The sequence below is a fragment of the Carboxylicivirga marina genome (assembly GCF_016612505.1).
GTDB lineage: Bacteria > Bacteroidota > Bacteroidia > Bacteroidales > Marinilabiliaceae > Carboxylicivirga > Carboxylicivirga marina.
This window is the reverse complement of the sequence record NZ_JAENRR010000078.1, coordinates 1-19,795: the sequence shown is the minus strand read 5'-3', so window position 1 is coordinate 19,795 and position 19,795 is coordinate 1. Positions and strand designations below refer to the sequence as shown.

The following is a 19,795-nucleotide window of genomic DNA, read 5'->3' as shown; positions in this document are numbered from 1 at the left end:
TAAATATACAGAATAACAATGAGTTATCATTGCTATTTGTTAGTAAATAATCATTATTCTTAACTAAACGACATTGCTACCTCAATTGCAATTTATAGGTTACCAACGATTCAAAGTCGGCAATTATATCTAAATAACCGCTTTTACGATTACCTACCGGAATGGTCAATACCCACTTATCACCAACACGTACGCCATTTACTTCTTCAACATAGCGTTGATCGCTAAACTTATAAGAAAAGGAATTCAATACCTCATCCGTCACAATCTCTACTTTAATGATTCCTCCTTTTGCCTTGGTAATAATACCTTTTTTAGGGGAGGTAATTTTCATATTCTTGCTTAAATAAGCACTATGAACCAGCGGAATACTTACAAACTGGCTCTCGCGATAGCGGGTAAGCAGCCACCTGGTATCATCAGGATAATGATTGAGAAAGAACAACTCAGGCTTGGTCTTATAATAGATGGGATTGAACTTTGGCACAAACTCACCAAAACGATGATTCACACTTCCGGCGGCCCAGGTTGCATCCAGCAAATGCCATTGCCCATTGAGCCTGACGGCATTCCAGGCATGATCTGAATAAGCCAGCTTGCGACCAATCTCTTCAGGCATCGTTTTGGAATGACCCGACACAATTTCACATTCAATGCCACATTCCAAACATAGCACTCTGAATAATTCGGAGTAGCCCTGACACACACCTTTCCCCTCCTGAATGGTTTGTTCGGCCAGCATCTCATGTATTTGCTTTTCAATTTGACGACGCTCTTCTTCTGAACTATAGGAATAAGAAATACTTTTGGGATGCCTTGAATAGTAAGACTCTACATCGTATTGAATATTGAAAGCTATCCAGGCAAAAATAGCAGCCGCTCTGTCTTCATCGGTCTTAAAGTCGGCTTTAATTTGTTCGGCCAATGGTTCGTAATGTTCGTACGAATTCGGGTAAGTCTTAATCTTATCAGCGATTTGTTGATCTACTTGCGCCGACAGGAATGTAACTCCGAAGAACAAAATCAGTGGTAAAAGAAAGGTTTTCATGGCAGAAGGAAATTGGTTTATAAATTGTAACAAATTACTCTTATACAGAGTTCATCGTACAAGTTAATTCCTCCTGTTATGAAAGGCAAGCACTCAACTTAGCAAGACCTTTTTCGCGCCCCCCTTCGGCACCTATCGAATGACTGCTAAAAGGAAAGCTAAAAATGACTATTTCGTTTTGTCTCAACTCAATAATATACCCTGTTGCCCACGTCCAGATATTTTTATCATAGAGCTTTATCTTATTGTTTTCCGAATCAATATTCGATATCGTAAATTGCTTAGGTAAAACCCTTGCCAAATCCTCGATATTTAAGCCTTCTTTGCGCTGGAGCTTCTGATGCTTAACCACCGAAAAGCTGGGAACGTTCATTTCTGAACTATCCATATATTCGGCTTTGGACTTTGACACTAACCACTGCACCAAACCTGGTATAAAAATAATAAGAGTAGGCGACGCCATTTGCAACAAAATGTCATTTATACTTTTATCTATCCAGTTAAATAAAATCGCATACAACACAATTGCCAAGATCCATACACCAAAGGATGCTATTAAAATGAATTTTCTAATGTAGTTTTTCATGGTAAGGCTATTTGTTTTCTCCCCTGATAGCAAAGATAAACACAGTAAAATGAGATGTTTTATCAGCGTCAGGCTTTGTTATCTTCACGAAACATCCTAGTTTAACTCCGTTTCTTTATCTCTTTTCAACAGATTATAAATGGTTGACTTACCAATATCCAACTTGGCCGCCACCTTCAATACATTGTTGTTGTACTTTTTTAAAAAATGTCGAATGATGGACTCGGTGTATTCCTTCAATGTCATTTCACGACCAAACATCTCCATTTCGCCCTGAGTAGAGCTAAACACAATGTGTTCTTCATCAATGACATTATTATTGGTGAGTACCGCCCCAAGCTCAACAATAGCTTTCAACTCACGTACGTTTCCGGGGAAGCCATATCCCAGCAGCTTCTTTTTAGCACGAGGCGTTAACTCTATTTTTTTTAAGCCATTTTCTTTGCAGAAAGTCTTTAAAAAGAAGCCACTCAAAAGCAGCACATCCTTGTTTCGATCCTTTAAGGCAGGCAAATGAATAGGTAAACCCAATAAGCGATAGTACAAATCCTCACGGAAATTACCATTGCGCGACTCCTCGGCCAAATCTTTATTGGTCGCAGTAATGATTCGTGTATTAATTTTTATCACCGCATTACCTCCCACTCGTGTTATCTCACGCTCCTGCAATACCCGAAGTAGTTTCACCTGCAGATTAAAATCCATCTCTCCTATTTCATCCAGGAAAACAGTACCTCCATCAGCCTCTTCAAACTTTCCTTTTTTAGTATTGATAGCTCCCGTAAAAGCTCCTTTCTCATGACCAAATAATTCACTTTCAATCAACTCGCGGGGAATAGCGCCCATATTCACTGCAATAAAAGGCTTGTCTTTGCGGGGCGAATTATAGTGAATAGTTTTTGCTATCAGCTCCTTACCTGTTCCTGTTTCGCCATACACCGACACATTAATATTAGGTACATTCACCGCTTTATCAATCAAAGCATACACCGCTTTAATGGCAGGGCTATCACCAATAATGGCATTTTTATAATCGTATTTATTCCCAATCTCAGTTTTAAGTTGGGTAATTTCATTTTTTAACGATTTGCGGGTTTTGATATTATTAATGGCATGCAGCAGGCGGTCTTTTATATTTTCATCCTTGGTAATGTAATCATAAGCCCCTTCTTTCAATAACTGAACAGCGGTTGATATATCATCCTGACCAGAAATAATAATCACATCTATTTCAGGATTAAACTTTTTGATTTTTTTGAGAATCTCATTACCGGTATAATCAGGCAAACCAAGATCAAGTGTTACCACATCCGGATTATCCCCCAGATTCTTTACAAAATCTTTCCCATTAAAGAAAGTACTGACCTCATAATCCGGATTAAGCTTAAGCGTGTGCTCAATCAATTTGTTAAAAACCCTGTCGTCCTCAATAATATTAATTCTCATAGCCAGTCCTGTTCTACTATCCCAAGCGGTGAATTTAATCGTGATATTCCGTAAATTTAAAAATTGTTTTGGCTCTTACAGGCTATTTTTGACGATTAATGAAATATTTTTGTCAAATAAGAGTTTAGTATGTTAAAAAGCTAATATTTAGAAACTGTTTTATTTAATTTCGTTGATTAACATTAGCGAATTAAGCACTCAACATTAGGCAAAACTTCATTGAGCAGCAATGTCAAACACATCATCATTTTGCTTTGCCAGAGGACTTAATTCACTTAAACTAAATCAAGAAATTAGCACTTTCTTAAACAAAAGCTATTATTTTTGAAAACTAAGCCTTTAGGCGATGAATTTTTTCGAGTCTTTTATCTAATACCTAAAGTTGATTAAAATACATGATTTTTAGAAAAATCAGCATTATACTTATCCTTTTGTCTTTATGGAGCTGCAGCACTAAAAAGAACACCTGGCTAAGCCGTAACTATCACAACCTTACTGCCTATTACAATGTATACTACAACGGCAGGGAAGCTTTCAGAAATGGGGACAAAGCCATTATTGACAGCTACGAAAATGATTATTCCAATATCCTTCCGGTCTTTGAATCAGCAGATGCCGATGCCGCCAGTGTAGCAAGTGGCGACATGGACAGAGCTATTGAGAAAGGGCAAAAACTCATTAAGAAACACTCAATTACCGCTAAACCAAAGAAACGCTCACGAAACAATGCCTACGCAGCTGAGTTTTACAGCCAGAAAGAATTTAATGCCTGGGTTGACAATGCCTATGTGCTGATTGGCAAATCACAAGTCTATAAACACGAACAAAACCTGGCCATTCGCACCTTGCAACAAGTCGTTCGCGATTTTCCAAATTCAGAATCGATGTACGAAGCCTTAATATGGCAAGCCCGGGCTTATACCGATAAAGGCGATTACATTGGCGCTTTGGCTGCACTTGAAAGCTACGATTTAGGTGGCAATGCACCCATTGACTTTTATTCGGAGTACATGGCCGTGTATGCCAACTTACTAATGGTCCAAGAAAAATACATCGAAGCCATCCCATACTTAAGCAATGCCTTGGCCGATGAAAAGAATAAACATAAACGATTACGCTATTCATACATACTTGGTCAGTTATACCTTCTCAACAACCAACGACAAGAAGCTGCTGAATCATTTGGTTATGTAGCTAAGGCCAGTACCGATTATGAAATGACTTTTAATGCCAAAGTCAATCAGGCATCGATAGTGTATGCCAACGCTGATATTACCGAAGTAAAGAAACAACTACACAAGCTTCGTAAAGACAAAAAGAACAAAGACTACCTTGACCGTATTTATTATGCCTTCGGTAGAGTGGCTTTGCAAGAGAATGACGAAACAGCGGCTTTAAGTAATTTTAAGAAATCGGTTAATGCCAGTGTTGATAATTCTAACCAAAAAGGCTTATCCTATCGCGAAGCCGGCGAAATCTATTATTCACACATGGATTTTGCCAATGCCTATTTCTATTACGATAGTGCATTAACAGTTATTAATGAAGACTATGAACAAATTGACGAACTCAAAGAACGTCATTATGGCTTAAGTGGTTTAATTGAACACCTACTGACGGTTGAGAGAGAAGACAGCCTGCAACAACTGGCTGATATTAGCGAGCCTGTTTTATACGCCTATTTAGATGAAATCATCGCCGAAAAAGAGGAAGAACAAAAACGATTGCAAAAATTACAAGAAGAAGAGAGCATGAGTGATGCTTTTTTCTATCAAAACGCCAGTACATCCAACGCCTTTGGCCAAACCGGCAAATGGTATTTCTACAACCAAAATTCCATGGGCATGGGAAAAATGGAGTTTGAAAAACGCTGGGGCAAACGAAAGCTGGAAGATAACTGGCGTAGAAAAGATAAAAGTAAAGTAGCCGAACAACAAGAAGCCGAAGATCCGTTTGCATTACCAGATGATCCTTTTGCTGAGGATGGCGGCAGTGTTGAAAAACCAGAAGGCGAAACAACTAACGAACCAGAAGACAATACAACAGTAAATGTACCAACACGCGAACAGTTACTGGCCGACATTCCATTAAGCGATTCACAACGCAAAGAGTCGGACGATAAAATTGAAGCAGCCTTATTGGAATTAGGATTGGTGTTTATGGATCGACTGGCTAACTATCCTAAATCAATTGAAGCATTGGAAGACTTGCTTCAGCGATATCCGAAAGCAGAATCAAGAGACGAAGCATTAATTGCGCTTTATAACGCTTATCGACTAAATGGCGATAATGCTGGCATGCTGGCCACTAAAAATCGTATTGAGCAAGAATTCCCCGAGCATCGTTTTGTTGCTTACTTAAACGATCCTGATTTTGTCAGAAAGGTACAGGAGAAGAAAGAGCAGGAATCACTGGCCTACGAATCAACATACGAAGCTTTCTTATTTGGTCGTTTTGACGATGTAATATCCAATAGCAACAGCGCTATTAACAACAGCAACGAAGACAGTAAACTTACCAACAAATATCTTTTATTAAGAGGCTTGTCTCACGGTAAAAAAGGAGATGCCATCTCTTTTAAAAGTGATTTGGAAACAATCATCAGTAATGATAAAGAGAGCGAAGAAGCAGAGTTGGCTCAAGTTTTACTGAAACACCTGAGTGAAGGAAAAGCTCCTGTTCAAGGCACCTTGTATTCATCAGCACCCAACACGGGAACAGAAAAGGCTGCTCCGGGGACAATTGTAGATACGCCTGAGCAGAAGGCTGGTTTTGTATATGTAGAGAAGGAACCATATGAGCTTGTTGTTATGAGTATTGATGACACAAACATGAATCGCGCCATCTATAACGTGGCCGATTACAACTTCTCGCGCTACCTGTTGCATGATTTTGAAATTCAGGAAAAGAGACTCCTTGATGGTTCTCTTGCACTAACAGTCTCTGGCTTTACCAATCGGGTTGAAGTCATGGATTATTTCTACGGTTTACGCGAAAACCCACAGTTCTTTGGTTTCGAACGCATTACTGACAACATCGTTTGCCTCTCTGAAAGCAATAGCAGTAAATTCTATTTATCAGGATTAGTTGCCGATTACATCGAATTCTTCAACACCTATTATTTGCAACATGCCGATAAAAAAGAACTCGAAAAGGTGATGCCAAAGGAAGCACCTCTTGCTGAAACTCCGGAAAACAATAACGAACAGGGCATTCAGGAAGAAGCCACAAACACAGGCAAAGAAGCAAAAGAGGAAGAAGCAGAAACCTTGATTCAAGAACAAGAGAAAATAAGCGAAACACAAACAACAAACGAGTCAAATAATAAGATTGAAGCTGAAAAAGGGAAAGAAGTCGAAGCAAATACCACCAAAACGACGACTCCTCCTGTAAAGGAAGCAGCCATTGTTACGCCTCCCCTTGTCACTCCTGCTAAAGAAACTGAAACAGAGCCACAAGTAGAAGACGCAAAATCCATCTATGTGACGAATAATGATGAGCAACATAAAGTACAAATCATTGTACGGAAAACGCGCATTGATTACAACAAGCTTCAGAAGGGTTTTGCAGCTCATACACGTAACAACTTCGGCACAGATAAAAAGGTGGAATTACTTGAATTTGGAACAACACATCGCATGGTTCAAATCAGTTCGTTTGCCAATGCCGACGAGGCGAAAGCCTACATCAGGAGTATTGATAAATACCCTTACTTAACACGCGACATTAGCCAAAAAGAGCATTTCATCTGGGCTATTTCAGAGAGTAATTTCAAAAAGCTGCAAGAAACCAACGAATTGGAAGCCTACAACGACTATTTCAAAACGAATTATTAGTAGCTTTGTTAAACATGGTGCAGTTTTTGCTACTCTGCTCCGGCAAATAAATAGCAACACTAACACTTTAATACATGGGCGACAGCGGCATTAAAATTCTTTGGGTTGATGATGAGATAGAGCACTTAAAAGCACACATCCTCTTTTTGAAAGAAAAAGGCTATGAAGTTGAAACCGCTACCAATGGTTACGATGCGCTAGACATGGTTAAAGAAACATTCTATGACCTTATCTTCCTCGATGAAAACATGCCAGGCATCACAGGGCTCGAAACACTTGCTCAACTAAAAGAATTTCGTTCTGAAGTGCCGGTTATCATGATTACCAAAAGTGAGGAAGAAGACATTATGGACCAGGCCATTGGCAACCAGATAGCCGATTACCTGATTAAACCTGTTAATCCGCGCCAGATATTACTTTCGATAAAGAAACACCTGGACAAAAAAGAACTGGTCACCAAAACTACGACATCAGGCTATCAATCTCAGTTTGGTCAGATCGCCCTGAAAATAAATGACTCCTTCTCATTCAACGATTGGGTTGACGTATACAAAAAACTAATTTACTGGGAGCTGGAACTTGAACAAGGTGATGGCACCATGGATGAAGTGCTGAGTATGCAAAAGAACGAAGCCACGCAAACCTTCACCAAGTTTATTAAAAAGAATTACCTCTCGTGGCTCAAAAAACCCGAAGAAGGACCGTTAATGTCGAATAACCTGGTAAAAGAAAAAGTATTGCCTCTATTAAAAGATGGGCAAAAAGTATTCTTTATCGTTATTGACAATTTTCGCTACGACCAATGGGAAGTTCTTAAAAAAGTCATTTCATCAGACTACCTGATTGAAGATGACCATCCTTATTTTAGCATACTGCCCACAGCCACACAATACGCTCGAAACTCAATATTCTCAGGGCTTTTACCATCACAAATCAAAGAAATGTTTCCTCAGTATTGGGTTGATGATGACAGTGAAGAAGGTAAAAACAAATACGAAGGCGAGCTATTGGGTACACTATTGGAACGCTTTCGATTAAAGCACAGCTTTGCCTATCGAAAAATAACTGATAGCGACGCCGGAAAGAGCTTACTGGAAGAACTTCACAAACTCCTTTCAAACGATTTAAACGCTGTTGTTTTCAACTTTGTGGATATGCTATCGCATGCGCGTACCGAGATGAAAATGATAAAAGAACTGGCCCGCGACGAAGCAGCCTATCGCTCCTTAACACAATCGTGGTATGATCATTCATCCTTAAAAGAGCTATTACATCGCCTGAAGGAAGAGGATGTGAAAATTGTACTTACCACCGACCATGGCACTACACGAGTGCAAAATGCAGTTAAGGTCATTGGCGATAGAACAGTGAATACCAATTTACGATACAAACAAGGGAAAAACCTCTCTTACAAATCAAAAGAAGTATATGAGGTATTAAAACCCAAGGAAGCATTTCTGCCTCGCTACAATGTTTCAACGGCCTATATTTTCGCTGGGAACAACGACTTTTTTGCGTATCCAAATAACTACAACCATTACGTGAGCTATTATCGTGATACGTTTCAGCATGGTGGCATTTCATTAGAAGAAATGGTCATTCCCTGCGTGACTTTGAGGGGAAGAAAAGGCTGACTGAGCTAATCATCGTCTTTACTACAATCGACAAACACAACAAGCACCTATAACTACATAAAAAAAGAGACGCTCAATGAACGTCTCTTTTCTTTTTGGTAATACATATAGGGCAGATATTAACCACATTTTGATGAACCACAGGCCTTACAAATCAAGCAGCCTTCCTGGTAAATTAACTCGTCAGAACCACAGTTCTCACATTTCCCCTTCTTAGCTACTGTTCCATCGGGCACATATTTCTTAAGTGCACGCTCAACACCATTCTTCCAGGTATTAATTGATTCACTATCTAACTGCAAGCCAGCTACCAGATCAATAATACCTTCAATAGGCATCTGTAAACGCAATACACCTGAAATCAACTTGGCATAGTTCCAGAATTCTTTATCAAATTTATGCGATAAGCCTTCAATGGTCGTTTTATATCCTCGTTTATTGGTGAATTGGAAATCATAACGAGATGTGCCGTCTTCTTCACGATTCTTGATAATCTTACCAGTCTGAACTGACTTAGGCAATAAGATACCATCTTCATCGTCAGACAATCCGGTAAATACCTCGTAAGGCTTACCATCAATCAATCCAACAAAGGCAATCCATTTTTCCTTATTATTCTGAAAACGCACCACATCAGCATCTAATTCCAATGGACGCTTTTTAGGAAATCCTGTTGTTTTTTCTTCTTCCTTTTTATCATTGGACACCAATACACCGGCACGGCTACCATCACGATATACCGTCACACCTTTACAACCGCTCTTCCAGGCTTCAACGTAAAGCTTTCCTACTAATTCCTCCGACGCGTCAGCTGGCAGGTTAATGGTTACACTAATAGAGTGATCCACCCATTTTTGAACGCCACCTTGCATGCGTACTTTATTCATCCAATCAACATCATTAGAAGTGGCTCCGAAATAAGGTGATTTCTTTATCAACTCATCCAACTCCTCTTGCGAGTAGTTCTTAGCTGCGTTGTAACCGTTTGCTTCCATCCATGTGACAAATTTATGGTGGAAAACAGTATACTCTTCCCAGCTATCACCTACCTCATCAACAAAATCAACGCGTGTTTCAGTATCATTTGGATTGACTTTACGACGACGCTTATAGACTGGTAAGAAAACAGGCTCGATACCAGAGGTTGTCTGCGTCATTAAACTCGTTGTTCCTGTTGGAGCAATGGTTAATGCAGCAATATTACGACGACCGTATTTCTTCATATTCTCAGCCAACTTAGGATCAGCCTCAAATAAACGATTGATAAAAGGATTTTCCGTTTCCTTATTCGCATCAAAAATTGGAAATGCACCTCTATCTTTTGCCATTTCAACCGATGCACCATAAGCTGCTAAAGCCAGGTTTTTGTGAACCTCAATGGAGAAATCAACCGCTACATCGCTACCGTACTGCAGGTTTAGAGCAGCCAGCATATCGCCTTCAGCCGTAATTCCAACACCAGTACGACGTCCTTCTTCAGCTTTTTTACGGATATTCTCCCACAATTCACGTTCTACACGCTTCACTGTTCCACTCTCAGGATCGGACTTTATTTTATTTAAAATACCATCAATCTTCTCTAACTCAAGGTCAATGATATCATCCATCATACGCTGCGCATAACCTACATGCTCGCGGAATAATTTAAAATTAAATTTTGCCTTTTCGGTAAATGGATTCTCTACATATGAATATAAATTCAGTGCGATTAGTCGACAGCTATCGTACGGACACAATGGAATTTCACCACATGGATTTGTCGATACAGTACGATAACCTAAATCGGCATAACAATCAGGTACCGACTCGTTGATAATGGTATCCCAGAATAAAATTCCCGGCTCTGCAGATTTCCATGCATTATGAACAATCTTCTTCCACAAACCATTTGCATCAATGTCTTTAGTATAAGATGGTTTTTTAGCCCCTACAGGATATTGTTGAGTATATTGCTCACCATCGACCACCGACTGCATAAAATCATCGTCAATCTTAACCGAAACGTTAGCTCCGGTGACCTTACCTTGCTCCATTTTAGCATCGATAAACGATTCCGAATCGGGATGCTTAATAGATACACTTAGCATAAGTGCGCCACGTCGACCATCTTGCGCAACTTCGCGTGTTGAATTACTAAAGCGCTCCATAAAAGGAACAATACCAGTGGATGTTAATGCTGAGTTCTTAACAGGTGAACCTTTAGGACGAATGTGAGACAAATCGTGCCCAACGCCACCACGACGCTTCATTAACTGAACCTGCTCCTGATCCACCTTCATAATACCACCATAGGAATCAGAAGGGCCATCATCACCAATAACAAAACAATTAGATAAAGAAGCAACCTGATAGTCATTTCCTATACCAGACATAGGCCCCCCTTGCGGCACGATGTACTTAAAATTCTTTAATAAGTCGTACAATTTAGTTACCGTCATAGGGTTAGGGTACTTCTCCTCAATTCGCGCAATCTCACGTGCCAAACGCCAGTGCATTTCATCCGGGTTTGACTCATAAATATTACCATCAGAATCCTTCAAAGCATATTTGTTTACCCAAACACGGGCAGCCAACTCATCACCTTGAAAATATTCAAGTGAAGCATTAAAAGCTTCATCATAGGTAAAGTTTTTTCTCACTTCTTTCGTTTTTAGGTCGATTTCTTTAACAGCCATTTGCTCACAAAATTTTAAGACGTTGATAAAATGGTATTTAGTATTTTTTAATTCGCTCTTTTTAGTGACTGCAAGTTAACAAAGGTTGCCTCTACGAGCAAACAATAGTTTTCAACAATCGACAATTGTTGTCCAATACTTTTAGCCTATCATCTCACATTCAGCATCTTGTATTTTTTAAAAAATAGAAAAGTTAACCAAAACGAAATTTTTACTAACACTGAAAATAAAAAAGCACTTTGCTATTGTATTTTTCAAACCCCTTGAAAAGGCTGTATTTTTCATGTTATAAAACACAAAAGTTCATTTCCAATAATCTCAAACAAACACCTCTTGTCCACAATTTGGAATGTTATTAACAGCTTATTAAGTATTCAAACAAAAAAACCGAAGCTCATGCAAGAACCTCGGTTATGTATTTATTAATCAATTCTTTAATCCTTAGTCAAAGACCTCTCGCATTATTTGCGCCGTTGCCCCACACATTTTATCAACATAAGCCTTCGATTTATCCGATGTCGTTTTCAACAACGCTTCATCCGACCACATATTTTCGATATAAGCATTAAATTCATTAGCACCATCAATCGAAAAGCCACCATGTAAGCCTATTAAGTCTCTCGCCTCTTTAAATTTACTGTACTTTGGTCCAAACACCACAGGCATACCATAAGTTGCGGCCTCAAGCGTATTATGAATACCAACACCAAAGCCTCCTCCAATATAGGCTACCTGACCATATTTATATATGGCCGATAACATACCAATGGTATTCACAATAAGAACCCGTGCTGATTCTGGTTCTGAAACAGGCGATGTATACCTAAAATAGGGCACTTTTAACTTTGCTTCAATCTGCTGGATATGCTCTGAATGAATTTCATGAGGTGCGATAATCAGCTTCACCTCTTCATTGACACTTTGAATGTAGTTTATTAGAACATCTTCATCAGGCGCCCAGGTACTTCCTGCAACAATCACTTTATCACTCTCTCCAACAAATTTTTTGACCAGGTCAAAATCTTTTGATTCGCGCGAAATATCACGGACACGATCGAAGCGCGTGTCGCCAGCTACAGCATAATTGCTAACACCTATTCCTTTAAGTAAATCGCCTGACACCTCATCTTGCACATAAAATTTCTCAAAAGCTCTCAACATTTTACGAAACCAGGCACCGTATGATTTAAAGAACGACTGTTCCTTTCTGAAAATCATGGAAACACCAAAGACTGGAATTTGCTTTGATTTTAATTCGCAAAGGAAGTGATACCAAAACTCGTATTTAATAAAGAAGACTTTTTCAGGAGCTATAGCCTCAATAAACTCACGCGCATGACGCTTTGTATCCGACGGCATATACAATACTTCATCAGCTAAATCGAAATTCTTTCGCACCTCATAACCAGATGGCGAAAAGAAGGTGAGCACGACTTTATATTCCGGATGATGCTCTTTAATCTTTTCAATAATCGGACGCCCCTGCTCAAACTCCCCCAAGCTAGCCGCATGAATCCACACTACTTTTCCTTCAAATTTCAATTCTTTTAGACGCTGAGCTGTTCTTTTACGCCCCTCACTTAAAAGCTTAGCTTTATTATTAAACGGCGCAACCAGTTTTATCAAACACGAATAAGCTGCAATGCCGAGATTATATAATAGTGTCATTGATGTATTTTTTGGCAAAGATAACAGTTAAAATAAAGTTGAAGAGTTGAGGAGATTAAAAGTTAAGAAAACAGCAAAGCCTGTCAACTTTCGCTAACAGGCTTTGAAATATATTTTGAATAATAATTATCCGCGAATCGCTTTTACTCCAGGTAGTTCTTTTCCTTCAAGAAACTCCAATGAAGCACCACCACCAGTAGAAATATGGCTCATTTTGTCAGCCAATCCACTCTTATTAACAGCAGCAACAGAATCACCACCTCCAATAATTGATACTGCTGATGAGTCAGCTACAGCCTGACAGACACCAAATGTACCTTTTGAGAAGTTTGGCATTTCGAAACATCCCATAGGACCATTCCACACCACTGTTTTAGCTGAAGCTATCTCCGCCGAGTAAGCAGCAGTTGTTTTAGGACCAACATCTAAGGCCATACGACCTTCAGGGATATCACAAGCTACTTCCATAATGTCAGCATCGTCAGCAAATTTATCAGCTGCTAAGTTATCAACCGGCAACATGAAGTTCACACCGTTCTTTTCGGCATCAACCAATATTTGCTTAGCCGTTTCAACTAAATCTTCTTCAACCAAAGAGTTACCTACATTGTATCCCTGAGCCTTTAAGAAGGTATAAGCCATTCCACCACCAATTAAGATGGTGTCCACTTTCGTGATAAGCGACTTCAACACTTCTAATTTACCTGACACCTTTGCACCACCAACGATAGCAACAAATGGCTTCTCGGCATTCTGAACGGTATCACCTAAGAACTTGATTTCTTTATCCAATAGGTAACCAGCCATTTTCTCATCCATAAACTGAGCTATGATGGTTGTAGAGGCATGAGCACGGTGAGCAGTACCAAAAGCATCGTTTACATATACATCAGCTAATTCAGCTAATTGCTTAGCAAAACCTTCATCACCTTTGGTTTCTTCATTGTGGAAACGAAGATTCTCAAGCAACATTACTTCACCGCCTTTAAGATCGGCAGCCATGGCTTTTACTTCATCACCAATACAATCTGGTGCAAATTTAACATCAAGGCCTAAAGTAGCAGAAAGATGAGCTACGATGTGTTTCAATGAGAACTCAGCTTTAGCTTCACCCTTTGGACGACCTAAGTGAGACATTAAAATTACAGCTCCGCCATCGGCCAATACCTTTTTGATAGTTGGTACAGCAGCACGAATACGCGTATCGTCTGTAATCTCGAATTTATCATTTAAAGGCACATTAAAATCCACTCGGATAATCGCCTTCTTTCCTGCGAAATTAAAACTGTCAATTGCAGCCATTTGTGTAGTGATTTTTATAATTCAACAATGAGCCGCAAATATAAGAAATTAAAAGAGGTATTGTGACAAAAATCAGTATTTGAATTGCAATTTAAAGTTCTTTAACGAAGAATTGCTTCAATTAAAAAGATGAGGCCTAAATCCCCTGAATCTTACCAACTATTATAAAAAGTAATCTTCTATTTGCACCCCTTTTCTGGCAGCTAAAAACCAGCCATTTAATAATTCAGGGCGATTATAAAGCATTGGTCGTTTTATTTTCCAATCAAATAATTGCCCACCGGCCGCCTCAACTACAGCCTGCCCGGCTGCCGTATCCCATTCCATGGTTGGTCCCAATCGCGGATACAAATGCGCTGAGCCTTCGGCCACCAGGCACATTTTTAGTGAGCTACCTCTTGACACTAATTCAACAGTCCCTTCTTTTACTTTGAGAGTATTGATATATTGTTCTGTTTCTTTGGAAAAATGACTCACACTGGCCACTACGGTGCAAACCTCCTTCTTTTCGCAAGGCAAAGTTTTAGCCTGCATCTTGCTCATAATTAATTCAGAAGTTTCATCTACCCATGTTTTTGAAAGCTCAGCCTTAAAAGCACCGTTCTCATCACCCCAATACAGCCAACCTAAATATGGCGCCAGGACCACTCCCATTATCGGCTTTTGATGCTCAACCAAGGCGATATTTACAGTAAACTCGCCACTGCGCTTCACAAATTCTTTGGTTCCATCCAAGGGATCAACAATCCATAATTTAGTCCAGTCCTTACGCTCATTGTGACTTAGCTCAGCACCTTCCTCACTTAATACAGGAATATCGGTCGACTTTAAAGCATCTGCTATAATGTGATGACTTTTTAAATCGGCCTCAGTCAATGGCGAATCATCACTCTTTAATCGAACACCAAAATCATCAGAGTTGAAAATTTTAAGCATTTCTTTACCTGCATCAAGCGCTGCTCTTATGGCAATATTGGTCAGTACATTCATTATCTCTGAATAATTTTAAAGGTTGATTTTTCCATCACTGAGAAGCTTCTTAAATCAATATGCTGCAAAACCAATAATCCGGGATTCGCTCCTTCTTGTATCACGCCCCATTCGTTCATATTAATTTGACGAGCAGCCTCGAAAGTATGATTTGATAATAGACACGATAAAGTTTCAGAATTTCCTTGCTGAAGCAGAGTTGATTTAATAAAATTCCAGGCTTGTAAAAATGATTGTTTATCCAATGTACTATCACCTTCTTTGATTCTTAGCACCCCATTGGCTTTAGCAAAAGATAAGTTCTCACCAGTTTGAACTGAGGCGACAAAAGCCGGAATGAGAATCCCCGGATAATATTCCAGCGAAGGTTCTTCCTGAAAGTCATTGCCTAATTCTCTTACCCCAGAGATGCAACCATCATCATTCATCTCAATTATCGGTCGTTTTCCGAAAGAGCCATCAGGCCGTAAGTAATAATGAGCACTTACTTTTCTCATTAGCGCAAACTCATATCCGCAGCACCTATGGTTGGAATAAAGGTCAATTTGACATCTTCAATTTTAACAACCGAATGCTTGCTGGTATCGTGTTCAAATAAGTAACCTTCCAAATGCGTTAAAGTCTTACTTTTGTCAACTCTATGCGTCAGGTTGCCACTTACTTTCTTGAAAGATTTATGAATCTGATATTGAATGGTATCTACCGTACTATCAGCATAACTCACCATCATCTGCATTTGAGCACTGTCTAGGAAACCACCTTCTTTAAAACTATAACTAGCCGATAGCCTGACTATTCCATTACTTAAGGAATCAACTTCGACATCGAATGGCACACGATTATCCAATGAATCTTTGGCATCAAATGGCAATTCAAAGCTAGTGCTGTCATTCCATAAACTGGTTTTACTTGGAATTTTAGCCAAGGCTTTTCGTTCGTCTTTCTCCTTATTAATCTTATTCTTTATTTCTGCCTCTCGTCGACTTAAAATCTCAATGACTTCCTCATAAACATCGGTCAAAACTGTTGGATTTGCCGAATACCAGGACATGGCCGTATCGAACTCAACTTTCGTCATTTGATGTTCTTCCAAAACATAGCGATAATACCCGGATACTTTATCCTCCTTGCCTGAATTATATGATAAACGGGTTTGGCCCAATATACTTTCGACTTGATATATATCAGCCAATACCTGTGCCATCTTTTCTTCATCAGGAAGACTCCCCGGAACTCTGGGGCGAGTTGAGCAACTTGCAAGAATTAGAACTATTAAGAGTGTATAAAGATATCTGCTCATGCTTTCCTTATTTATCTACCATCAGCTCGCAACATCGTACGAATTGTCTTCAAAATAACCACAAAGTCAAGTCGTAATGACCAGTTATCAATGTACTCCAGATCCATGCGCATCCAATCTTCAAATGACACATCATTACGATTAGGTGAAATCTGCCAAATACAAGTTATCCCTGGTTTCATAGACAGACGCCTTAACTGCCAACGCTCATATTCCCGCACTTCTGCTGGTACTGGTGGCCTAGGCCCTACAATGGACATATCACCCATCAACACATTAAAGAACTGCGGCAATTCATCGAGGCTTGTTTTTCTTAAAAAGTTACCAATACCGGTGATACGTGGATCGCGAGCCATTTTAAAAGCCGGACCATCCATCTCATTCTGTTCCATCAGACTTGCCTTTAGCTCCTCTGCATTGGTTACCATGGTTCGAAATTTATAGACCCAGAATTTCCTTCCCCGAATACCCACACGCTTTTGTTTAAAGAAGATAGGCCCTTTAGATGTCATTTTAATACCGAGTGCAATACCGATAAACAAAGGTGAAAATATCGTTATTGCTGTAAATGACACCAAAAAATCAATGACACTTTTAACCTTTAACATCAGGTAATCAATCGGCGTATTTGAAATGGTTAAGACAGGTGTAGTATCAAAATAATGTAAATGCGTTTTATTGGTTAGCATATTGAAAAACGGTGAAGACATCCGAAAAACGACCCCTAACTCATTACAACTTGTTAGAAGCGTCATTATATCTTCCATGCGTGCTTTTTCCTGGCAGTACACCACCTCATCGATTGTTTTTTCCTCAATAATTTTATCAACATTAGAATCTTCAGGCAACATGACAACTTTATCACCTACTCTATCTTTCAGTTCGTCATTTCCGATGACACCTACAATTCGATAGCCCCATTCATTATATTTCAGGACCTGATTGATAAATGTGACAGACGAGTTATCGCCAACAATAAGTATATTCCTGTAATTAAAGCCTTTGCGCCTGGCACCTTTTACATACGAGAAGAATATAACCTTGAGCCCGAATAATAAACTAGCCACAACACCACCGAAATACATCAGTGGAATAACACCTATATAATGCAGATTAAATACAAAAACAGCCAAAGCGAGTGCACCCACCCCCAGGAATGTGGCGCTAATCACATTTAACAGCAGTATGGAGTACGGCCTTGAGCGATATATCTCATTGGCTCTAAAGATCTTAGAGAGGTAAAACCACAAGCCCAGCACTACCAAATGCAGAATGATAGAATCCTTATTACTTAAAAATGTGTATTGTCCAAAGTAGATATAAAAAGCAATATCCAAAGAAACCCAAGCAATTATAGCATCCAGCACAGCCAGAAAATTATAAACGACTCTTTCCTTTTCTTTTAGCATTCCGTGTGTTTTATTTCAGATACAAAAGTAAATAAATAGCTATACAAAAAATAAAAGCCCGAATTATTTCTTTAATGAAGGTGCATAAACAATACTCAACTGGCCTCCAAATGAATCATATAATTGTCCAGTATCAAAAGCTGCTCTACCACTTAAAAACAAACCATCAAACCATGGTGTCGCCCATCTGACTTCTAACATTGAATAAAGCTGATGTTTTGTTTTGGAGAAAAAATAGTTTTCTGTACGGGTCCAGCTCGAACGCCCTCTGAATTCCTCTGCATAGGATCCTTTGTTTAAAGTGTAGGTTGATTTTATACGATACTTTACTTTTGGACTAACACATCCTTCTGCTCCAAGATGAAAACCATTGACCCGGTTATTATAAAAAAATACCTGATCAACTTCATCCCATGTATTCGCATACTTTCTCACTTTTTCAGCAGTATGAAATAATGGTGTTCCCATATTCACACCACTGTAGGTCCAGCCATTGTAGTAAGAGCCATTGTTCATATAGTCATCTCTGCCTCCATATTTGTGGCCTTCATTGAGTTCAACTTCCAGATATCGCACCACTTCCTCTTCTTCCCACCCGGTTGTTTCTGCTGTTTCTGGGAAAAGTGTATGCATGAAATGATCAAAATCATCAATCTCATGCATCCAGATAATACTACCTTGTCCGAATGTATTACCAGATTCATCGGTATAAGATTCCGGATACAGTGGATCGGGAATACCGTAACCCGACTGCACATCTGACTTAAACACCTCTATTGAAATACCGCTTAACCAACTAATATCTTTAGGCTTCACCAAAACACCAATGGTATAGTCCTTATTCTCCCAATTATATAGCTTCAATCCGGAAGCATCGGCAAATGGTTTTTGCCAGTATAAATGCACATCCCCAAAACCTGATTGCCAGTTAAAGCCGAAATCCCACATGCCCATATGTGCGCCAGTAGCATTAGTTTCACCCAGCTCACTAGATGCAGATCCGAAAAAAGTTGGCCAAAAATCTATCGGAATTTTAGTTCCATCAGGACGTGTTCCACCGAAAAGTGCAGAATGTACCAGACCAGCGTAAGGCTTTACCTTCGTATTCCCCAATCGCATGTAGGCAAACTTCTCGTGCAAAAGTACATTGTTCGCACTGTTATTTTTTTCGATCCGTTCATCATTGAGCCACCCTTGTAAGATACCTCCTTTTATTTCCACCCAGTTTTTTGTGAACCCAAGCGGCAAATAGTCAAATATCCCAATGGTTACGCGCGGAATTGGTCGCGCATTGGAATTCATCAAATACATTCCGGATGTTAACACATCATCAATGATGAGTGGCGAATACTGCTCTTTGCCAAGTGAAAAATCAACGAAACCAAAATTACCACTCAAATAAGCTTCCTGTAAAACACTTTCGGAAAGCTCAAAATTAGCCAAAGCCCTTAATCCTGCATTGAGTGTCAGGTGTTTCTTCTCGACAACACGAAAAGAGGCCCCAAGCTCAGCAAGTGCTTCCGATGAACCAAACTGATTAAAACGTCCCCACTCATTGTTCACCATCCACATTGGTCGTATTTCATTTGATGAACCTAGCACATGTAATGTTACATCATATTTTAGAGATTCCTCCTGAGCAGAAAGACCAATTGGAAACATTAATAACGCAAGGGTAAAGACTAAATAGCTATTGTTGATTCTCATTGATGTAAAATTCTATTTCGTTTGGGCATTTTTTGCAAAGATAAAGATTCCTCTGATTGCAAATGTTTTTGTTACTAATATTACTAAGGCAATCTAATTTAAAATTAAATACACCACCCCGCCTCTCGGTACAGAGAGAATTTACAAAGATAAGAAAGCCTGGTAGTTAACTATCAGGCTTTTTTTATTTGGAC

13 protein-coding genes are annotated in these 19,795 nt (G+C 39.3%); 2 read left to right on the top strand and 11 right to left on the bottom strand.

What is annotated here, in order from left to right; all coding sequences use genetic code 11:
* Positions 1 to 76 precede the first annotated feature (76 nt).
* From JIV24_RS19790 to JIV24_RS19780, 3 genes are all read right to left on the bottom strand, one after another.
* A complete protein-coding gene (locus tag JIV24_RS19790) occupies positions 77 to 1,048 on the bottom strand; it encodes a transglutaminase domain-containing protein (RefSeq protein WP_200466817.1) in 972 nt (323 codons plus the stop codon).
* Between the two features lie 76 nt (positions 1,049 to 1,124).
* Positions 1,125 to 1,634, bottom strand: a complete 510-nt coding sequence (locus tag JIV24_RS19785; RefSeq protein WP_200466816.1) for a hypothetical protein — start codon at positions 1,632 to 1,634, stop codon at positions 1,125 to 1,127.
* 96 nt (positions 1,635 to 1,730) lie between these two features.
* Positions 1,731 to 3,080, bottom strand: coding sequence for a sigma-54-dependent transcriptional regulator (locus tag JIV24_RS19780; RefSeq protein ID WP_200466815.1), 1,350 nt, complete (start codon positions 3,078 to 3,080; stop codon positions 1,731 to 1,733).
* Between the two features lie 395 nt (positions 3,081 to 3,475).
* Between JIV24_RS19780 and porW the strand changes: the two genes are divergently transcribed.
* Positions 3,476 to 6,916, top strand: coding sequence for a type IX secretion system periplasmic lipoprotein PorW/SprE (porW, locus tag JIV24_RS19775; RefSeq protein ID WP_200466814.1), 3,441 nt, complete (start codon positions 3,476 to 3,478; stop codon positions 6,914 to 6,916).
* Between the two features lie 74 nt (positions 6,917 to 6,990).
* Positions 6,991 to 8,550: a T9SS response regulator signal transducer PorX gene (gene porX, locus JIV24_RS19770; protein WP_200466813.1), complete on the top strand. Its 1,560-nt coding sequence runs from the start codon at positions 6,991 to 6,993 to the stop codon at positions 8,548 to 8,550.
* Between the two features lie 119 nt (positions 8,551 to 8,669).
* Here the strand turns inward: porX and JIV24_RS19765 are convergent, their stop codons facing one another.
* From JIV24_RS19765 to JIV24_RS19730, 8 genes are all read right to left on the bottom strand, one after another.
* Entirely contained in the window at positions 8,670 to 11,225 is a 2,556-nt protein-coding gene (locus tag JIV24_RS19765) for an adenosylcobalamin-dependent ribonucleoside-diphosphate reductase (protein WP_200466812.1), read from the bottom strand.
* A gap of 441 nt (positions 11,226 to 11,666) precedes the next feature.
* The gene (locus JIV24_RS19760; RefSeq protein ID WP_200466811.1) at positions 11,667 to 12,893 is read right to left on the bottom strand and encodes a 3-deoxy-D-manno-octulosonic acid transferase; all 1,227 of its coding nucleotides are present in this window, start codon (positions 12,891 to 12,893) and stop codon (positions 11,667 to 11,669) included.
* 126 nt (positions 12,894 to 13,019) lie between these two features.
* A complete protein-coding gene (locus JIV24_RS19755; RefSeq protein WP_200466810.1) occupies positions 13,020 to 14,195 on the bottom strand; it encodes a phosphoglycerate kinase in 1,176 nt (391 codons plus the stop codon).
* Between the two features lie 162 nt (positions 14,196 to 14,357).
* Positions 14,358 to 15,185, bottom strand: coding sequence for a 3'(2'),5'-bisphosphate nucleotidase CysQ (gene cysQ, locus JIV24_RS19750; protein ID WP_200466809.1), 828 nt, complete (start codon positions 15,183 to 15,185; stop codon positions 14,358 to 14,360).
* Positions 15,185 to 15,682, bottom strand: coding sequence for a hypothetical protein (locus JIV24_RS19745; protein WP_200466808.1), 498 nt, complete (start codon positions 15,680 to 15,682; stop codon positions 15,185 to 15,187). The genes cysQ and JIV24_RS19745 overlap by 1 nt, the downstream gene beginning before the upstream one ends.
* Positions 15,682 to 16,485, bottom strand: coding sequence for a DUF4296 domain-containing protein (locus tag JIV24_RS19740; RefSeq protein WP_200466807.1), 804 nt, complete (start codon positions 16,483 to 16,485; stop codon positions 15,682 to 15,684). Before JIV24_RS19740 ends, JIV24_RS19745 begins: the two co-directional genes overlap by 1 nt.
* Before the next feature lie 11 nt (positions 16,486 to 16,496).
* Positions 16,497 to 17,894 carry a sugar transferase gene (locus JIV24_RS19735; RefSeq protein WP_200466806.1) on the bottom strand — a complete coding sequence of 466 codons (1,398 nt, stop codon included), beginning with the start codon at positions 17,892 to 17,894 and terminating at the stop codon, positions 16,497 to 16,499.
* Between the two features lie 63 nt (positions 17,895 to 17,957).
* Complete coding sequence (locus JIV24_RS19730; protein WP_200466805.1) at positions 17,958 to 19,601, bottom strand: capsule assembly Wzi family protein; 1,644 nt, start codon at positions 19,599 to 19,601, stop codon at positions 17,958 to 17,960.
* Between the last annotated feature and the right edge of the window lie 194 nt (positions 19,602 to 19,795).